Source organism: Bacteroidales bacterium, assembly GCA_014860585.1.
GTDB lineage: Bacteria > Bacteroidota > Bacteroidia > Bacteroidales > 4484-276 > RZYY01.
Map to the genome: position 1 here is coordinate 34,960 of JACZJL010000116.1, position 17,376 is coordinate 52,335.

The 17,376-nt window shown below is 43.3% G+C and carries 11 protein-coding genes and 1 pseudogene; 7 read left to right on the top strand and 5 right to left on the bottom strand.

Translation table 11 applies throughout. The features are described from left to right. Positions 1–94 precede the first annotated feature (94 nt). From IH598_12750 to IH598_12765, 4 genes and pseudogenes are all read left to right on the top strand, one after another. A pseudogene (locus tag IH598_12750) lies at positions 95–985 on the top strand (KilA-N domain-containing protein). A gap of 516 nt (positions 986–1,501) precedes the next feature. Continuing rightward, positions 1,502–2,536 carry a hypothetical protein gene (locus IH598_12755; GenBank protein ID MBE0639380.1) on the top strand — a complete coding sequence of 345 codons (1,035 nt, stop codon included), beginning with the start codon at positions 1,502–1,504 and terminating at the stop codon, positions 2,534–2,536. 360 nt (positions 2,537–2,896) lie between these two features. Continuing rightward, positions 2,897–5,356, top strand: a complete 2,460-nt coding sequence (locus tag IH598_12760) for a phenylalanine--tRNA ligase subunit beta (GenBank protein MBE0639381.1) — start codon at positions 2,897–2,899, stop codon at positions 5,354–5,356. Between the two features lie 182 nt (positions 5,357–5,538). Then, positions 5,539–7,176: a GDP-mannose dehydrogenase gene (locus IH598_12765; protein ID MBE0639382.1), complete on the top strand. Its 1,638-nt coding sequence runs from the start codon at positions 5,539–5,541 to the stop codon at positions 7,174–7,176. 51 nt (positions 7,177–7,227) lie between these two features. Here IH598_12765 and IH598_12770 read toward each other — a convergent pair whose 3' ends face one another. Beyond that, a complete protein-coding gene (locus tag IH598_12770; GenBank protein ID MBE0639383.1) occupies positions 7,228–7,932 on the bottom strand; it encodes a response regulator transcription factor in 705 nt (234 codons plus the stop codon). Further along, on the bottom strand, positions 7,932–9,602 hold the full coding sequence (locus IH598_12775; protein MBE0639384.1) for a HAMP domain-containing histidine kinase: 1,671 nt from the start codon (positions 9,600–9,602) through the stop codon (positions 7,932–7,934). Before IH598_12775 ends, IH598_12770 begins: the two co-directional genes overlap by 1 nt. Positions 9,603–9,756: 154 nt before the next feature. Here IH598_12775 and IH598_12780 point away from each other — a divergent pair, with 154 nt between their 5' ends. Further along, positions 9,757–10,851 carry a T9SS type A sorting domain-containing protein gene (locus IH598_12780; protein ID MBE0639385.1) on the top strand — a complete coding sequence of 365 codons (1,095 nt, stop codon included), beginning with the start codon at positions 9,757–9,759 and terminating at the stop codon, positions 10,849–10,851. 110 nt (positions 10,852–10,961) lie between these two features. Here the strand turns inward: IH598_12780 and fbaA are convergent, their stop codons facing one another. Continuing rightward, positions 10,962–12,041, bottom strand: a complete 1,080-nt coding sequence (gene fbaA / locus IH598_12785) for a class II fructose-bisphosphate aldolase (GenBank protein ID MBE0639386.1) — start codon at positions 12,039–12,041, stop codon at positions 10,962–10,964. 312 nt (positions 12,042–12,353) lie between these two features. Between fbaA and IH598_12790 the strand changes: the two genes are divergently transcribed. Then, positions 12,354–13,649: a tyrosine--tRNA ligase gene (locus tag IH598_12790; GenBank protein MBE0639387.1), complete on the top strand. Its 1,296-nt coding sequence runs from the start codon at positions 12,354–12,356 to the stop codon at positions 13,647–13,649. A 70-nt stretch (positions 13,650–13,719) separates the two neighbouring features. After that, a complete protein-coding gene (locus IH598_12795) occupies positions 13,720–13,953 on the top strand; it encodes a hypothetical protein (protein ID MBE0639388.1) in 234 nt (77 codons plus the stop codon). A 656-nt stretch (positions 13,954–14,609) separates the two neighbouring features. Here IH598_12795 and asnB read toward each other — a convergent pair. After that, a complete protein-coding gene (asnB, locus tag IH598_12800; protein ID MBE0639389.1) occupies positions 14,610–16,292 on the bottom strand; it encodes an asparagine synthase B in 1,683 nt (560 codons plus the stop codon). Between the two features lie 138 nt (positions 16,293–16,430). Further along, positions 16,431–17,376: lactate utilization protein (locus tag IH598_12805; protein ID MBE0639390.1), on the bottom strand; the 946-nt coding region annotated here is incomplete at its 5' end.

Below are 17,376 nucleotides of genomic sequence, written 5' to 3' on the forward strand. Positions count from 1 at the left end.
TAAAAATCTTCAAAAAAATTTGAAAACAAGAAACAATCTGTATATTTGTTGCACAAAAAATTAAGTCAGATTAACCGACTCATTGAGCAAAAAAATGACCAGGAAATCTCAAATAGAAGTTGAAAACAAACTGATCTCGATTGTTCAGCAAAATTAACAGGACTTTATCAGCCTGACCGACATGGTTCGGGGCGAAGAAGGATCCAACCATATCCGCAACTGGATGAGAAACCGGAATACCGTTGAGTTTCTTGGTCTTTGGGAAACTTTGAACAACCCGAATTTTAAACCTGTCGAATTCGACACCTTTAGAAAACAAGCCGGACTGAACAGCTTTAACCTGACTCCCAAAAAATGGATCGAAGCTACAAATGCAATCGGACTAATTTCAAAATCCGGACGTTATGGCGGCACTTATGCCCACAAAGATTTAGCCTTTGAATTAGGCTTGTGGATAAGTCCAATGTTCAAATTGTTGCTCATCAAGGAATACCAGCTATTAAAAGAAATCGAGAGCAATCAGTACAACCTTGAATGGAACGTAAAAAGGATTCTGACCAAAACAAATTACCAAATTCATACGGATGCTGTTAGGGATTACATTTTACCCGAAATGAATTACGAAAAGGACAAGGAGTGGCTGATTTATGCTGAGGAAGCCGATTTATTGAATGTTGTACTCTTTAACTGCACGGCAAAAGACTGGCGGGATACCAATCCTGAGCAAGCAAAGAAAGGATTAAACATTAGAGATTTTGCGAGCATCAACGAGTTGTTAGTCCTTGCAAATCTCGAAAGCCTTAACTCAATCCTGATACGCAACAAAATTGACAAAGCTGAAAGATTCAGGCAGCTAAAGGATATTGCTGCATTGCAGAAAAAATCGTTGGATGAAAAAGACTTTTTGAAAGCATTGAAAAAACTATCGGATGATGTTTACATCAACTATTCCGACAGAAAGAAACTGAACGAGGAAAATGATTGATAACAATAGATTTTGATATGACATAATGAACTTTCAACTTCTGTGTCTTTTGCAGGTGATTCATGGGGTGACTTACACTGAATCTGGCGGGAGTCACCCCGTGAATTCTATCAAATGACCACTAAACTATCATCTTCCGTGGCTCTTGCAGATGATTCACGGGGTGACTGCAGCATAATTTGCCTGAAATTGGAACGGACATGAGGTCTATTCAAAAGTTTACCAGTCAAAAGAGAGTAATGCCCCTTGTGCAGAAAAAATGTTAAAAAAATAGAATCGCCTGTTGATGTTTTGAAAATCATTACCTTTGCTTTGACATTTTCAGTTCATTGAACAATGAAAAAATTAAAATAGGTGCAAACCGTACAATATTTCCTTCCAGGATCAAATCAGTGTACAGTTTTGCCGTATCAATAAACGAGTTACCTGCAAGGCATAAGAAGTTCTTATAATTCTTCACATAAGATAAAAATTTAATGGAATAAGAAAGTTATTAACCCTAAAAATCATTAAAAAATGAAAAAGAATCATCTTTACCTGCTTATTACCTTTATTACGGTATCCTTATTTCTATTTTATGGATGCAAAAAAAAGGACACACCCGAGCCTGAAGAGCTATTATTGGGAGATCAGGAGTTGCCCTATACGTGGAGAAACTGGATGGGCCATGTTGCAGATTCGATTTACCTAAACCAACTCACTATTCCCGGAACACATGATGCAGGCGCTGATAAACACACCTCCGACCTTGGTTCTCTAGTTGCACCATTTGCTATATGTCAGGATTTCAGTATTCCCAGTCAATTAGCTCTGGGAGTTCGATGGTTTGATATCAGATTGTGTTATGATGATAACCTAACTCTACATCATAGTGATTTGTCTTTGGCTAAAAACTTTAAAGATGTCCTCCATTATTGTGTTGTATTTTTAAATGACCACCCTACAGAAACTGTAATTTTAATGATCAAGCAAGAACATTCGAATGCTAGTGATAAAGATTTCAGTGAAAAGGTGTATAGTCAAATACAGGATCGTGGTTTATATAACTTTTTCCTGGAGGACAGGGTGCCAAAACTTGGTGAGGTTAGGGGGTTAATCTATATCGTTAGAAGATTTCACAAGGAATTCAGTCATTCACTTGGAGTCTACGCAGATTGGCCGGATAATACAACAGGATCATACCATGAGTATAATGGAATAGGTTGGTATGTTCAGGACCATTACAGCTTAAACACTGTATCAGATAATACCAAATATCAAGAAGTGAAACATAATATTCAGCTTGCTCATGAGGAAACCTATAACAATGTGTTTCACTTGAATTTTGTGAGTGGTGAAAGGGTTGCGAGTGGTGAAACGTTGTGGGAAACAGCAGAATATATAAATCCGATGGTTGATGATTATATTAAAGATCTCGGTGATTCTTATACCAATTGTGGGGTTATTATGATAAATTTTGCTGGTGGTGGCGATGTTAGTAGCGGACCAAGAAATTGTGTGCCTCATTTTCTTCAGCATATTCTTGAACGCAATGATGGTGTGCCTTATTAAAAACCTGTATTAATTGATTTTTATAAATATATGAAGCCCAGCAGGTAACGTGCCGCTAATCGCAACAAGGCTAACGTAATCTTGCTTGGTAAAGATGTTGCCTTTGCTGCGTTTAGCGGCCGCACGTTAACTCATCTCCCCCAACCCTCTATGAACTATCTTTCGTTGAAGGAGTTTTGAAAGAACCTTGCATCGGGTTTCATCCTGAGATTTGAATAGGACTAAGCAATTCTTCCATCAAAGTGGAATTGGCATAATCTCCAGTCCAAAATCTCTCCAAATCCAAAAAATTGTCAATTTTGGCCGCTTGTGGTGGTCAATATGCTTACTTTTGCCACCTTAATTTTAAGCCGAAATCTTATGAAAATTTCCTATAACTGGCTCAAAGAGTACGTGCATCTTGATCTTGCGCCGGAAGAAGCAGCCCGGATACTTACCAACACCGGTCTTGAGGTGGAGAGCATCGAGAAGTTTGAAAGCCTGAAGGGTGGGTTGAAAGGTGTGGTGATTAGCGAGGTGAAGAGCTGCGCCAAGCACCCGGATGCCGACAAACTGAGTGTGACCACCGTGGATGTTGGCGGCGGCGTGATCCTGCCTGTCGTTTGCGGAGCGCCCAACGTGGCTGCCGGGCAAAAGGTGGTGGTGGCCACTGTTGGTACTACAATCTACATGGGCGACAAATCCTTTGAGATCAAAAAGGCAAAGATACGCGGCGAGGTTTCCGAAGGGATGATCTGCGCCGAGGATGAGTTGGGTTTAGGGACTTCCCACGAAGGGATCATGGTGCTGCCGGCCGATGCTGAAGTTGGAACGCCTGCAAGTGAATATTTCCAGATCGAGGAAGATTATGTTTTTGAAGTCGGCCTTACGCCCAACCGCACCGACGCCATGTCGCATATCGGCGTGGCCCGCGACCTGATTGCCTCGCTGAACCTGCGAAGCGCCACCGATCCGCTCAGGTTGTTTATGCCGGATGAGGGGAGTTTTATACCAGACAACAACAGCCGGCCGTTTGAAGTCATCATCGAAGATGAGGAGGCTTGTCCGAGGTATTCCGGCGTGACCATGACCGGCGTTGAAGTGAAGGAGTCGCCGGAGTGGCTCAAAAACCGGCTGCTGGCCATCGGCCTCCGCCCCATCAACAACCTGGTTGACATCAGCAATTACATTTTGCACGAAACCGGCCATCCCAACCACTTTTTCGATGCCGACAAAATTGCCGGCGGCAAGGTGATCATCAAAAAAGAACCCAAAGGGACAATGTTTACCACGCTGGACGAAGTGGAACGCGAGCTTTCGGGCGAAGACCTGATGATTTGCGACGAAGAAAAGGGAATGTGCATGGCCGGCGTTTTTGGCGGGATGCACTCCGGAGTGACCGAAAGCACAAAGAATATTTTTATCGAAAGCGCCTTTTTCGACCCGAAAACCATCCGGAAAACAGCCCGCTACCACGGACTGAACACCGATTCGTCGTTCCGTTTCGAGCGTGGCGCAGACCCCAATGCTACCGTTTATGTCCTTAAACTGGCAGCGATGATGGTCAAAAGGATTGCCGGCGGAACCATCGCTTCGGAGATCGTGGACGTTTATCCAAAGCCCATTAAGAAGAAAATGGTGAAGCTACAGTATAACAATGTAAACCGGCTGATCGGGCAGGTCATTCCTACCGATAAAATCAAAGATATCCTGGTGTGGCTGGGCATGGAACCGCATTGCGAAACCGAAGAGGGGCTGCTGGTGGATGTTCCTACCTTCAAAGCCGACGTGACCCGCGAAGCCGATGTGATTGAGGAAATCCTCCGCATCTATGGCTATAACAATATCGAAATCCCGGCACAGTTGCGCTCCTCGCTCTCACACATCGAAAAGCCCGATGCCGAGCAATTGCAGAATATTATTGCCGATTACCTGGCCGGCAACGGTTTTTATGAAACCATGAACAACTCCCTTACACGGGGAGGCTATGCTGAAAAACTGGGGATTTATACCGAAGAAAACAATGTCAAAATTCTCAATCCCCTCAGCGCCGACCTGAACGTGATGCGGCAAAGCCTGATTACTTCTGGGTTGGAAACCATCCTTTACAACCTGAACCGTAAAAATCTCAACCTGAAACTTTTTGAGTTTGGAAAAGTTTATGCTAAGGGAAAGGGAAAAGAGGGGAAAAATCCGCTGGATAAATACCACGAAGCCAAACACCTGGCCATTTTTGTAACCGGAAAGGTGAACAACGAGAGCTGGTACCAGCAGGAAAAAGAGGCCGATTTCTTTTTCCTGAAAAATATTGTTTACAACATCCTGAAGCGGCTCGGCCTGGATGAAAGCCGCTTTGCACAGGAGCAGGTTTCGGGGCTGGTTCTGGAGACGGGCGTTCGCCTGTCGCTGAACAACAAAACGGTTGTGGATTTTGGGTTGATGAGCAAAAAGCTGCTGCATCAGTTCGATATCCGCCAGGCAGTTTTTATGGCCAACTTCAACTGGGATTTGATTTTGCAGGCCATGAAGCAGCATAAAGTCACCTACAAGGCGGTGACAAAATTCCCCGAAGTCCGCCGCGACCTCGCTTTAGTGGTGGATCAGGAGGTTGAATTTGAAACTTTGAAAAAGATCGCCTTCGACGCGGAAAAATATTTGCTGAAACAAGTCAGCCTTTTTGACGTGTATGAAGGGGAAAAAATCGGCCAGGGGAAAAAATCGTACGCTTTAAGCTTCATCCTGCAGGATGAAGAAAAAACCCTTACTGATAAAGAGATTGATAAAACAATGGCTAAAATTCTCAGGCTATTTGAAACAAAAGCTAATGCGGTACTCAGGTAGTTTTTACAGAAATATTTCAATAATGAATAAAGATGCCACTTGACCCCTAAATCCCCTAAAGGGGACTTTCCCAAACTGCTGAATTTTATCGGCTCCCCTTTAGGGGTCGGGGGTAAAACCGATAAAAATCAGCAGGTTGAATGGATCAGCACTAAATTTTACTTTAATAAACCTTCTTTCAAATGGAAAAACAATTTTCGATCAGCCCATCCGGTGAAAAATATGCATTACCCGAAAAAGCTGATTTCCCTTCTGAATTCGAAAGGGTAAAAGCGCTCACAGAGGTAGCCCGTGAACAGGGTAAAGAAATCGTGGTTGTGATGGGTGTGGGTTTTGTTGGCGCCGTGATGGCCGCCATCGTGGCTGATACTATGGATGAAAATGGTCGTGACACCAAGTTTGTGATCGGTTGCCAGCGTCCAAGCACACGCAGCTACTGGAAAATCCCGATGCTGAACAAGGGTGTTTCGCCAGTGAAAGCTGAAGATCCGGAAGTTGATCTTCTGATCTCGCGATGTGTAACCCAAAAGAAAACGCTGATCGCCACTTACAACAGCGACGTGCTTAAACTTGCAGATGTCGTGGTTGTTGACGTACAATGCGATTATGAGAAGAAAGAGCTGGGAAACATGCGCAGCGGAGAGGCAGACATGGCAGCGTTGGAGGCCACCATGCGCACCATCGGTGAAACGATATTGCCACACTGCCTTGTGCTGATCGAAACCACCGTGGCGCCCGGAACTACGGAGTTTGTGGCCTGGCCGATTTTGAAAAAAGCGTTTGCCAAAAGAGGATTGAAAGAGACACCACTTTTGGCGCACAGCTTCGAGCGGGTGATGCCAGGAAAGGAATATGTTTCGAGTATCCGCGATTTCTGGCGGGTGTGCAGCGGTTGTGATGAGGAAGCCCGCCGCCGCGTTGAAAAATTCCTTCACGAAGTGCTCAATACCAAAGATTTCCCGCTGACCGTAATGGATCGCCCGATTGAATCGGAAACCACCAAAATTGTCGAAAACTCTTACAGGGCAACCATTCTGGCGTACCTGCACGAGTGGAGCATCTTTGCCGAGCGAAACGGGGTTGACCTGATCAAAGTAATTAACGCCATTAAAATGCGCCCAACCCACAGCAACATGATCTTCCCCGGCCCGGGAATCGGCGGCTATTGCCTGCCCAAGGACGGTGGATTGGGATATTGGGCATACCGCCATATTTTAGGTTTTGAAGATGGTGATGATCTTTTTAAAATTACCCCTACCGCCATTGACATCAACGACACACGCGGGCTGCATGTGGCGCAACTGGTACGCGATGCCCTCCGGAACATGGCGCGCTATATCGCCGGTTCGCAAGTGCTGATCTGCGGCGCCAGCTACCGCGAAGATGTGGGCGACACCCGCTACAGCGGCAGCGAAATGGTGGCTAGAAAACTCACCGAAATGGGCGCCGAAATCAGGGTGCACGACCCCTTTGTTGACCATTGGTACGAAATGGAAAATCAGGATACCTATCCATCACCAAAATCCTCCTGGAAACGCTTTTTCAGAAACCAGGAGCACCTCAGCGAAATCAAAGTCGAAAAGGATTTGCCAAAATCACTTTCCGGAGTAGATGCGATGATTTTTGCCGTTCCACACTCGGCTTACAAGAACCTCAAACCTGAAGATATTGTTGAATGGGCCGGCGGACCGATTGCAGTAATTGATGCCTTCGGTATGTTGCCCGACGACAAAATCCGGAGATATTTCGAACTGGGATGCGAGGTGAAAGCATTGGGGCGCGGACACGTGCAGCGAATTAAGAAAGAGGTGAAAGGGTAATTGGTTCCTAGACACAAAACCTTAATGGGTTTATCATACCGGTGTCAGTAATCAATCTTTCGAAGAAAAGATAAGTCTGAAGCCGCTTCCGTGGATATTTACAATCTCGATGGACGGATCATCTTTGAAGTATTTCCGGAGTTTGGTGATAAAGACATCCATGCTTCGTGTGGTGAAATAATTATCTTCTCCCCAGATTTTTTTAAGCGCGATGTCCCTTGGTAAAACATTTCCAGATTTGTGGTACAACATCAGCAGCAACTCCGCCTCGCGGGGCGAAAGTTTTTGCTCCATGCCATGAAGTAAAATTTTCCGGTGCGAATAGTTGAACAGATATTTCCCAATTTTCAACTCATCGGTATCTTCTTTTTGACCCTGCTGAATTACATTCCTTTTGAGGATGGCCTGGATTTTACAGAGTAAAACCTCGGAGTCGAACGGCTTGGTGATATAGTCGTCGGCGCCAAGCTGATAACCTTGTAAAATGTCTTGTTTGAGTGTTTTGGCCGTCAGAAAAATGATAGGAATACTATTATTGATAAGTTTTATTTCTTTCGCAATCTGAAAACCATCTACGTTTGGAAGCATAACATCGAGGATGCAAATATCAAATTCCTCTGTGCGAAACTCGCTGAGGGCATATTTTCCGTCGTCAATCCAGTGGACGAGGTAATCATTAATTTCGAGGTATGATTTTAGCACGGCGCCAAAATTATGGTCATCTTCGACAAGGAAAATATGAACTTTGTGTCCCATTATTCCTGGTTTTTATAGGGTAATATTATGCTAAAACGGCTACCTTTACCCGGCTCACTCTCCACTTCGATTTTTCCTTCAAATGCCAGCACAATCGCTTTTACATAACTCAGGCCTAAACCAAATCCCTTTACATTATGAATGTTTCCGGTAGGGACCCGGTAGAACCTGTCGAAAATCTTCTGTTGAGCCTCTTTACTGATACCCACTCCATTGTCTTCCACCGAAATACAGATTCCTTCGGTAGTGTTCCCGGTGATAACTTTGATAAAGGGCTTTTCGCCTGAATATTTGATGGCATTATCCAGCAGGTTGGTGATGACGTTGTAAAGATGATTTTCGTCACTTTGAATCATTGATACCTCCGCATTCAAATTCAGCACGACTTCTCCCTCCTGCTGTTCCAGTAATAACTTGATATTGTTCACCGCACGGTGTATTACTTCGTGAACATCAACTGCTTTCACCTGAAGGTCAAAATCCCGCTTATCAATCAACGCCATTTGAAGCACATTCTCAACCTGAGCGTTCATTCGGCTGTTTTCTTCTTTGATAATGTTGGTGAAATATTTCACTTTGTCAGGAAATTCGAGCACCTTAGGATTATTTATCGAATCGGCGGCGAGTGAAATGGTGGCTATGGGGGTTTTAAATTCATGGGTCATATTATTGATAAAATCAGATTTGATTTCGGAAAATTTCTTCTGCTTCAAAATTACCGATATGGTCACCGAAAAGGTGATGATAATAATAAGGGTAAAAATGATGGAACCAAGCAAAAGAAAGAAAATAGATTCCAAAAGAAATCTTTGCCGGGTGGGAAATGTCAATAACAGGTAATTTGGCCGCTGGAAAATATCATTTGGGAAAAGGCTGATCCGGTAAGGACTTTCAAGATTTTTTTCAGTAAATCCGTCAGATTTAACAGGTATTAGTTCGTCGCCGGTACCAGTGATTACCGCAAACTCAAATTCATCCATAAGTCCTTTTTCAACCAATGATTTTCTCAACTGCCCTTCGAGGTAATTTTTATCGAGCCTTTGTTCGATGGGCTGGCGAAAACTTTCGACCTCCACCACCATTTTACTCAACATATCGCTCAATTCAAACGATCGTTTTTCCAGCTTAAACGATGCGTTAATGGTGATTTGCGTTGAATCGTCTCTTTTTTTGAAAGCAATAATTTGTTCGTCATTTTTTGGTTCTGGTAAAAGGGAATCGTCAAAAGTTGTTGTTACCACTACCTGTTGTGGAGAAGACTGATCAAAAACGTACATTGCCTGGGTTGAATCTATGAAACGATAAATCTGATTGCTGGTTATTAAGTCTTTTTCGAGCCATTCCAATTTATCGTTCATAACATCAAATTCTAAAAGACGGGCATTTAACGAATCGCTCAACTTGAGTTGATACTCCATCAGTGAGTCGAGGTCCTGAATGTGAAAATCGAATTGATGTTCTATTTCATTCAGGTTTCTGGCAATCAGCAGGTAATTTTCTTTTTTTTCCAGCTTGGCTACAACATCGGTCAGGGCATCGTTCACCTTACGGTCGAATTGCTCCTTCTGGATCGAAACAGCATTTTGAATCCAGAGCAATTGTACAGTAATGATTCCTGCCAGCGACACACTCATCAGAACGATGATAAGTAGTAATGTTTTCTTATTCATGCTTCAAAAGTACATATTAAAACACGCATAATTGTAACTTTAACTTTTCCTTAACCTTTGTTAACCTAACCTTAACTAAACACGAAGCCAGTGAGTTATAGTTTTGCATCGTAAAACGAACATTAACCTTTATAAAAATTCGGAGGACTAAAACATGAGAACAACTGCAGAAAACATTAAAATGGTAGTAACCTTGCTTGTAGCTGCTTTGTGTATTATCGCGCTGGGAGCATCACTGTTTGCACAGGAACGCAATGAAGAAATTAAAACTGAGCGGACAAAAATTGTGACGCTCAAAATTGTTGAAGATGAAAACGGAAAAATTACCACAGTGGACACAACCTTTGTTTATAATGGGGATGATTCGGATGACCCTGTTTTCTTCTGGAATGATAAAAATAATCTGCAATATGAATTAAGGAAACTGGATTCGATCAAATTCAATGTTGATTTTGAAAGCTTTTCATTTGACAGTATCGAGAAATCGATGATTTTCGTACAATCAAAAATCAATGATGAAATGAAAGCGTTGGAGAAAGAAATGGAAAAACTGCATCAAAGCTTTCAATGGGCGGATTCAATGGAAACCTTGGGTATGAAGCAATTTTGGGTTACCGTTGATGATACCGGGAAAAAAACCAACGCCGAAAAACAAATCAAAATCATTAAAGGGGATAATGACCAGATAATTTTTGTAGGATCGCCTGATACAACCATTAAAACCAATGGTCAAACGATTATGATTACCCATGGAATTGATGATAAAGCCTCCAGACAAACGAAGACTGTTACACTAACCACTGAGTTCGATGCGGAGGATGGGGAAGAAAAAACGATTACAATAGTTGTTGATGGCGATGATGTTGATATCCGGGAACTGGAAGATGGGGAAAAAATTGTCATTGTTAAGTCAAACGTTTCAGTTCACACAACTGAGAACGTGACTGTTGAAGAGTTGAAAACAGCAGGAATAGAAACGGGAAATGGTGAACTTGAACCCATTGACCTTACATTCGCCCCTAACCCAAATAATGGCACTTTTAACCTGAGTTTCTCATTAAAAGAAAAGGGCACGGTTTCCATTAATATTTTCGATATCAACGGAAGTTTGGTTTATTCCGAAACACTGAAGGATTTTGAAGGAAAATACAACAAAGAAATTGACATTTCCGGAAAAGGTACAGGCCCCTTTTTCCTGCAGATTATTCAGGGTATCTACGATATTGTCAAAAAGATAATGATTCAATAGAGCTAAAATTATTCAGAATTAAATGATTAAAAGGGGCCAAAAAGCCCCTTTTAAAGTTTTGAAAACTGGAATATCATTATTGCCAACTACTTTTTGCCAACTTTAGCAATTTAATTCCTGTTGATATTATTCAGATCCTCAAAAGCCAGTTCGAGCCGTTTGATCATCGCAACCTGAGCTTCACGCAGCCATTTGCGCGGGTCGTAGTATTTCTTGTTGGGCTTGTCTTCGCCTTCGGGATTTCCGATTTGTCCCTGCAGGTAGCCTTCATTTTTCTTGTAAAAATTCAGCACGCCTTCCCAGGTAGCCCACTGGGTGTCGGTGTCAATGTTCATCTTGATCACGCCGTAACTGATCCCTTCACGAATTTCTTCCCTCGATGAACCTGATCCGCCATGGAACACGAAATTTACCGGATTTGGTCCGGTGTTGAATTTCTTCTGGATGTAATCCTGTGAGTTTTTCAGGATAATGGGTTGCAGCTTCACATTACCCGGTTTGTAAACGCCGTGCACATTACCAAAAGCAGCAGCAATTGTAAACCGGTCGCTCACCTTTTTCAACTCTTCATAAGCATAGGCAACTTCCTGCGGTTGAGTGTAGAGTTTTGAACTGTCAACGCCTGAGTTATCCACGCCATCTTCTTCGCCTCCGGTAATCCCCAGTTCGATTTCGAGGGTCATCCCGATCTTGCTCATTCTTGCGAGGTACTTCTTGCAGATTTCGATGTTTTCGTGCAACGGCTCCTCGGAAAGGTCGAGCATGTGAGAGCTGTACAACGGTTTTCCGTGTTCTTTGTAAAAAGCTTCGCCGGCATCAAGCAGCCCGTCAATCCAAGGGAGAAGTTTTTTGGCGGCATGGTCGGTGTGAAGTATCACCGGTACGCCGTACATTTCTGCCACCCTGTGAATGTGCATGGCGCCCGATATGCCCCCGGCAATGGCTGCCTGTTCGTTTTGATTGGACAAACCCTTGCCTGCGTAAAAAGCGGCGCCACCATTCGAAAACTGAATGATTACGGGAGAGTTAACTTTTTTAGCAGCTTCCAGCACAGCGTTCACCGAATCGGTGCCAACAACGTTTACTGCCGGCAGCGCAAACTGGTTTTTCTTTGCAATTTCGAATACTTTCTGAACATCATCTCCGGTCACAACGCCGGGTTTTACTGAATCGAATATTTTTTCTGACATGGTTTCTTTGTTTAAAATTAATTGGCGGCAAAAATAATGATTTTTGAAGGGTTGGGTTGTTGATTTCCCTTTTAATTAATAGCTGCCAGAAAACGCTTCATGTTGAAAATCATTGGTTGCCCCAACCCTCCCGAAGTCTCGGGATAAATTCCGGGAGCCTGATTTTCAACGATTTACTCCCTTTAGGGTGGGGTAATTAAATCGTTGAAAATCATATTCAGAGTGTTTTCTGGCAGGTACTAATAAAACGTGAACGCTAAAAAGCAGTTTTAAAGTTCGGAGAAATCTATCTTTGCAAAAATTTTCCCGACTATGAATTTTGTTGAAGAACTGAACTGGCGTGGCATGATCCACGATATGACTCCCGGTCTTGAAGATCAATTGGCCAAAGAAATGACAACCGCCTACGTTGGTATTGACCCAACTGCAGATTCGCTGCACATCGGTCACCTGGTGTCAGTGATGATGCTGAAACATTTCCAGGTTTGCGGCCACCGTCCGATTGTGCTGATTGGCGGTGCAACAGGTATGATTGGCGACCCGTCAGGAAAATCCAAAGAACGCAACCTGCTGGATGAACCTACTTTGCGCCACAATCAGGAATCCATTAAAAACCAATTGGCACATTTTCTCGATTTTGGCGATGATAAGCCCAACGGCGCATTGATGGTGAACAACTACGACTGGATGAAAAACTACAGTTTCCTGCAGTTTATCCGCGAAATCGGTAAGCACCTCACCGTTAATTATATGATGTCGAAAGACTCGGTGAAATCGCGGCTCAGTTCCGAATCAAATGAAGGAATGTCGTTTACTGAGTTTTCTTATCAGCTCGTCCAGGGAACTGATTTTCTGGTGCTTTACCAGGATCACAACTGCAAACTTCAGATGGGCGGATCGGACCAATGGGGAAATATTGTTACCGGAACCGAATTGATCCGGCGCAAACTGGGACATGAAGCTCAGGCTTTTGCCATGACCTGCCCGCTGATTACCAAAGCCGACGGCGGCAAATTCGGAAAAACAGAGGAAGGCAACGTGTGGCTCGATCCGGAAAAAACAACTCCTTATGCCTTTTACCAGTTTTGGTTAAATACCTCCGATGATGATGCTGCCCGCTACATAAAAATATTTACCCTGCTTTCGAAAGAAGAAGTTGAACGGTTGATTGAAGAGCATCAAAAAGCTCCGCACATGCGGGAATTACAAAAAGTGCTGGCTAGGGAAGTGACCACGATGATTCACTCACAGGAGGACTACGAAACCGCCGTAGATGCCAGTGAAATCCTTTTTGGAAAAGGAACCACCGAAACTTTAAAAAAGATGAAAGAGAATGTTCTGTTGAGCATTTTCGAGGGTGTGCCTCAAACCAAGGTAAACCTCAGCGACATCAGCGCCGGTATTCCGGTGGTGGATTTTCTGACTGATTTCACCAAAATCATTCCCTCAAAACGCGAGGCCAGAGAGTTTTTGAAAAATAATGCCATCTCTATTAATAAAGAAAAAGCAGCAGAGGAGCTTGTTGTGAACACTGACTTGCTGCTTCAGGGCAAATACATTCTTGTTCAACGCGGAAAAAAGAACTACTATCTCGTAATTTGTGGCTAAGAATTGTTTAAATAGTTATTTTTGTAAAAAATCGTTTTGAATAAACCAAAAGGCAATCAATTGATCAAATATGAATATTCAAACTGAAAAATTAGATCTAATTGGTTGGATATCAAAACTCAATGACAACTTAATAGTTGATAGATTGAGGCAAATTAAAGATGATTATTCAAAATCCGAAGATTGGTGGGATTCATTAAATAAAGAGGAGATAGAATCTATAAAAAGAGGACTTAAAGATTTCGAAGAAGGTAAAACACATTCTAACGAAACCACCCGCAGGGTTTATGAAAGATACCTATAAAATAGTTTAGTCCGATGAAGCCCTGACCAACTTGAAAAGTATTATTGAGTATCTTGAAAGGAAATGGACTGAAAAAGGAATTTCCAATTTCGCCCAACTTCTTGACAAACAATTAAAACGTATTGAAAATAATCCATTTCTCTTTCCTGAAACCGAAAAGTCTAATGAATTGCGAAAGTCTGTTCTATCCAAAAAAATATCAATCTATTACCGGGTTGTCAAATTTGAAATAAGGATAATAACGTTATTCGATAACAGGCAGAATCCAAAATTCCTTGCAGATAAGTAAATGAGGCTGTTTTAAAAGTCTTTCATTTTGGCTTTCATAGTTGTTTATTGTTATTAATTTCGAGCCAACCAAAGGTTAAGAAACTAAATTTCTCCCTGTGAAAGAAAAGCCCGTCGGGGATTATCAAGTTTCATCTTTGCGGCTCTCTGCGTAAAAACTCTGCAGTTCTCTGCGGTTTAACCTTATGTTTTTGTTACCGCAGAGAAACGCTAAGAAGGCGCAAAGAACCGCAGAGTAAAAACTTTTCTACGGCTCAGAGAAGAGATCATTTGTGGATTAGCAGGCAGCCCCATCGGAGGGGCAAGTAAAAAGTCAATCAATGTAAACAATCCCGTACGTACGGGAGTTAGTTTTGCCAATTAAGCGCCTATCCACCAAATGATTCAACTTTGCTATTTTCATGCACATCCAGCACTGCTCTGCCGGATGGATCGACATTGTTCCGGAATTTTTCATCCCAGGCCAGTGCTTCGGCAGTGCTGCAGGCGATGGATGGAACTGAAGGCACACAGGCTGCAGCTTCCTGTGAAGGAAAATGCTCGCTGAAAATCTCGCGATAGCGGTATTCTTCTTTTGACATTGGAGGATTGACTGGAAACCGGAATGCTGCATTTTTCATCTGCTCATCGGTCACCTGATCGGCTGCCACCTGCTTTAAGGTATCAATCCAGCCGTAACCCACTCCGTCAGAAAACTGCTCTTTCTGTCGCCAGGTAACGCTTTCGGGTAAATAATCCTCAAACGCTTTGCGTAACACCCATTTCTCAATCCGGCCGTTGCGCGAAAGTTTATCTTGCGGGTTTAGACGCATGGCAACATCCATAAATTCTTTATCAAGAAACGGAACACGACCTTCAACACCCCATGCCGCCAGCGATTTGTTAGCACGCAGGCAATCGTAGAGATGAAGCTTGCTTAATTTTCTCACTGTTTCTTCGTGAAAAGCCCTTGCATCAGGCGCTTTGTGGAAATAAAGATAACCCCCGAAAATTTCATCAGCCCCTTCGCCGGTAAGCACCATTTTAATACCCATTGATTTGATCACCCGTGCCATGAGGTACATAGGCGTCGAAGCCCTCACCGTGGTTACATCGTAGGTTTCCAGGTGATAAATTACATCCCGGATGGCATCCAATCCCTCCTGGATGGTGTATTTGATTTCGTGGTGAACCGATCCGATGTGTTCGGCAACTTTACGCGAGGCTTCCACATCCGGTGATCCTTCGAGGCCAATGACAAACGAATGCAGTTGCGGCCACCAGGCTTCCTGCGTGTCATCGCTTTCGATTCGATGTGCAGCATATTTCTTTGCAATAGCCGAAATAATGGACGAGTCAAGTCCGCCGGACAAAAGAACGCCATAAGGCACATCAGACATCAGTTGCCGGTGCACAGCATCTTCGAGGGCTTTACGCAATTCAGCAATATCGGTACTATTCTCTTTAACGTTCTCATAATCCAGCCATTCGCGCTTGTACCAGCGTTGCGGCTCGCGATCATCACTGGTAAGATAATGTCCCGGAGGAAATTCCCTGATTAGGGTGCAGTGCCCTTCGAGGGCTTTTAGTTCTGAACTAACATAAAATTGTCCATACTGATCCCAACCCATATACAATGGAATGATTCCTATATGATCGCGGGCAATCAGGTAACTATCTTTTTCCTTGTCGTACAAGGCAAATGCAAAGATGCCGCTCAGTTCCTCCAGAAATTCCTTTCCCGATTCCCTGTAAAGTGCAAGAATCACTTCACAGTCAGATTGGGTTAAAAATTCGTAGCTGCTTCCAATTCGCTCCCTTATGTGTAAATGGTTGTAAATCTCACCATTTACCGAAAGAATAAGGTTTTTATCTTTGCTCACCAGGGGTTGACCTCCCGAGCTGGGATCAACTATTGAAAGACGTTCATGGGCTAAAACGGCAGTTTCGCAACTGTAAAGCCCACTCCAATCGGGGCCTCGATGACGAACTTTCTTCGACATCTCAAGTACCTTTGACCGCATTGACTGCAAGGGCTGATTTACATTAAACACACATACAATTCCACACATAAATCAAATTTGGTTTGGTTTAATAAATGAAAAACAGGGTTCCGTCAGGCAGAACAAAGATTTCTAACAGATAAAAACAAAAGAAGTTTTACCAGGGCGATTAATACCAATATAAATCGGTCTGTTTTGGGTAGGAATTTATTGGTCTTTCTTATTTTCCCCTCTTTGCTCTTCCCACATCTGCTTAAATGTTTTCGAAGTAAATACGGGTAATGTGCGCCGAGGCCCCCATACTTTTTTCATTAGCATCCGCATGGCCACGTTTTTCAATTTCCCGCCGCCTGCATCCATCATCTTGCGTTTTTTCATGGCTTTTTTTGCCCACTTTTGAGCAAAGCGCTCCGATTTTTTGGTGAAGCCAAGCTTTACCGACTCATTTCGGTTGACCAGTAGTAACTCATGCAGATTGATTTTTACCGGGCATACTTCCGTACATCTGCCACACAAGGAGGAAGCAAAACTCAGGTGCTTGTAGTCTTTCATCCCTTTGAGATGAGGTGTAATCACTGAACCGATAGGGCCGGTATAGGTTGCATTGTAAGTGTAACCGCCAATGTTTTTGTAAACCGGGCAGGCATTCAGGCAGGCGCCACATCGAATGCACGATAAAGCCCGACGCTGTTCTTTGTGTCTTAGTATTTCGGTTCGTCCATTATCGAGTAAAACAACATACATTTCCAAAGGACCATCAATTTCACCTGTTTGGCGTGGCCCGGATATGATGGAATTGTAAACGGTCATATTTTGGCCTGTACCGTGCGTAGCTAAAAGTGGCCAAAACAAATCAAGATCGCGGATTGAAGGAATAATTCTTTCGATACCGGCAACAGCAATGTGAATCCTGGGCATCGAAAATGACAAAACACCATTTCCCTCATTCTCAGTGAGGGCTATGGATCCGGTGTCGGCTATCAGGAAGTTGGCGCCTGTGATGCCAACATCAGCTTTGAAAAATTTTTCACGCAATTTTTCCCTCACATAGCTGGTAATTTGCTCTGGCGCCCAATCTTCCGGCGTACCAAATTTTTCGTGAAACAATGCTGAAACCTCCTCCTTCGATTTGTGCATGGCCGGGGTTACGATG

Coding starts and splice junctions, on each gene's coding strand:
- IH598_12795 (MBE0639388.1), top strand. CDS start 13,720: ATGAATATTCAAACTGAAAAATTAGATCTAATTGGTTGGATATCAAAA.
- IH598_12765 (MBE0639382.1), top strand. CDS start 5,539: ATGGAAAAACAATTTTCGATCAGCCCATCCGGTGAAAAATATGCATTA.
- fbaA (MBE0639386.1), bottom strand. CDS start 12,041: ATGTCAGAAAAAATATTCGATTCAGTAAAACCCGGCGTTGTGACCGGA.
- IH598_12755 (MBE0639380.1), top strand. CDS start 1,502: ATGAAAAAGAATCATCTTTACCTGCTTATTACCTTTATTACGGTATCC.
- IH598_12790 (MBE0639387.1), top strand. CDS start 12,354: ATGAATTTTGTTGAAGAACTGAACTGGCGTGGCATGATCCACGATATG.
- IH598_12775 (MBE0639384.1), bottom strand. CDS start 9,602: ATGAATAAGAAAACATTACTACTTATCATCGTTCTGATGAGTGTGTCG.
- asnB (MBE0639389.1), bottom strand. CDS start 16,292: ATGTGTGGAATTGTATGTGTGTTTAATGTAAATCAGCCCTTGCAGTCA.
- IH598_12770 (MBE0639383.1), bottom strand. CDS start 7,932: ATGGGACACAAAGTTCATATTTTCCTTGTCGAAGATGACCATAATTTT.
- IH598_12760 (MBE0639381.1), top strand. CDS start 2,897: ATGAAAATTTCCTATAACTGGCTCAAAGAGTACGTGCATCTTGATCTT.
- IH598_12780 (MBE0639385.1), top strand. CDS start 9,757: ATGAGAACAACTGCAGAAAACATTAAAATGGTAGTAACCTTGCTTGTA.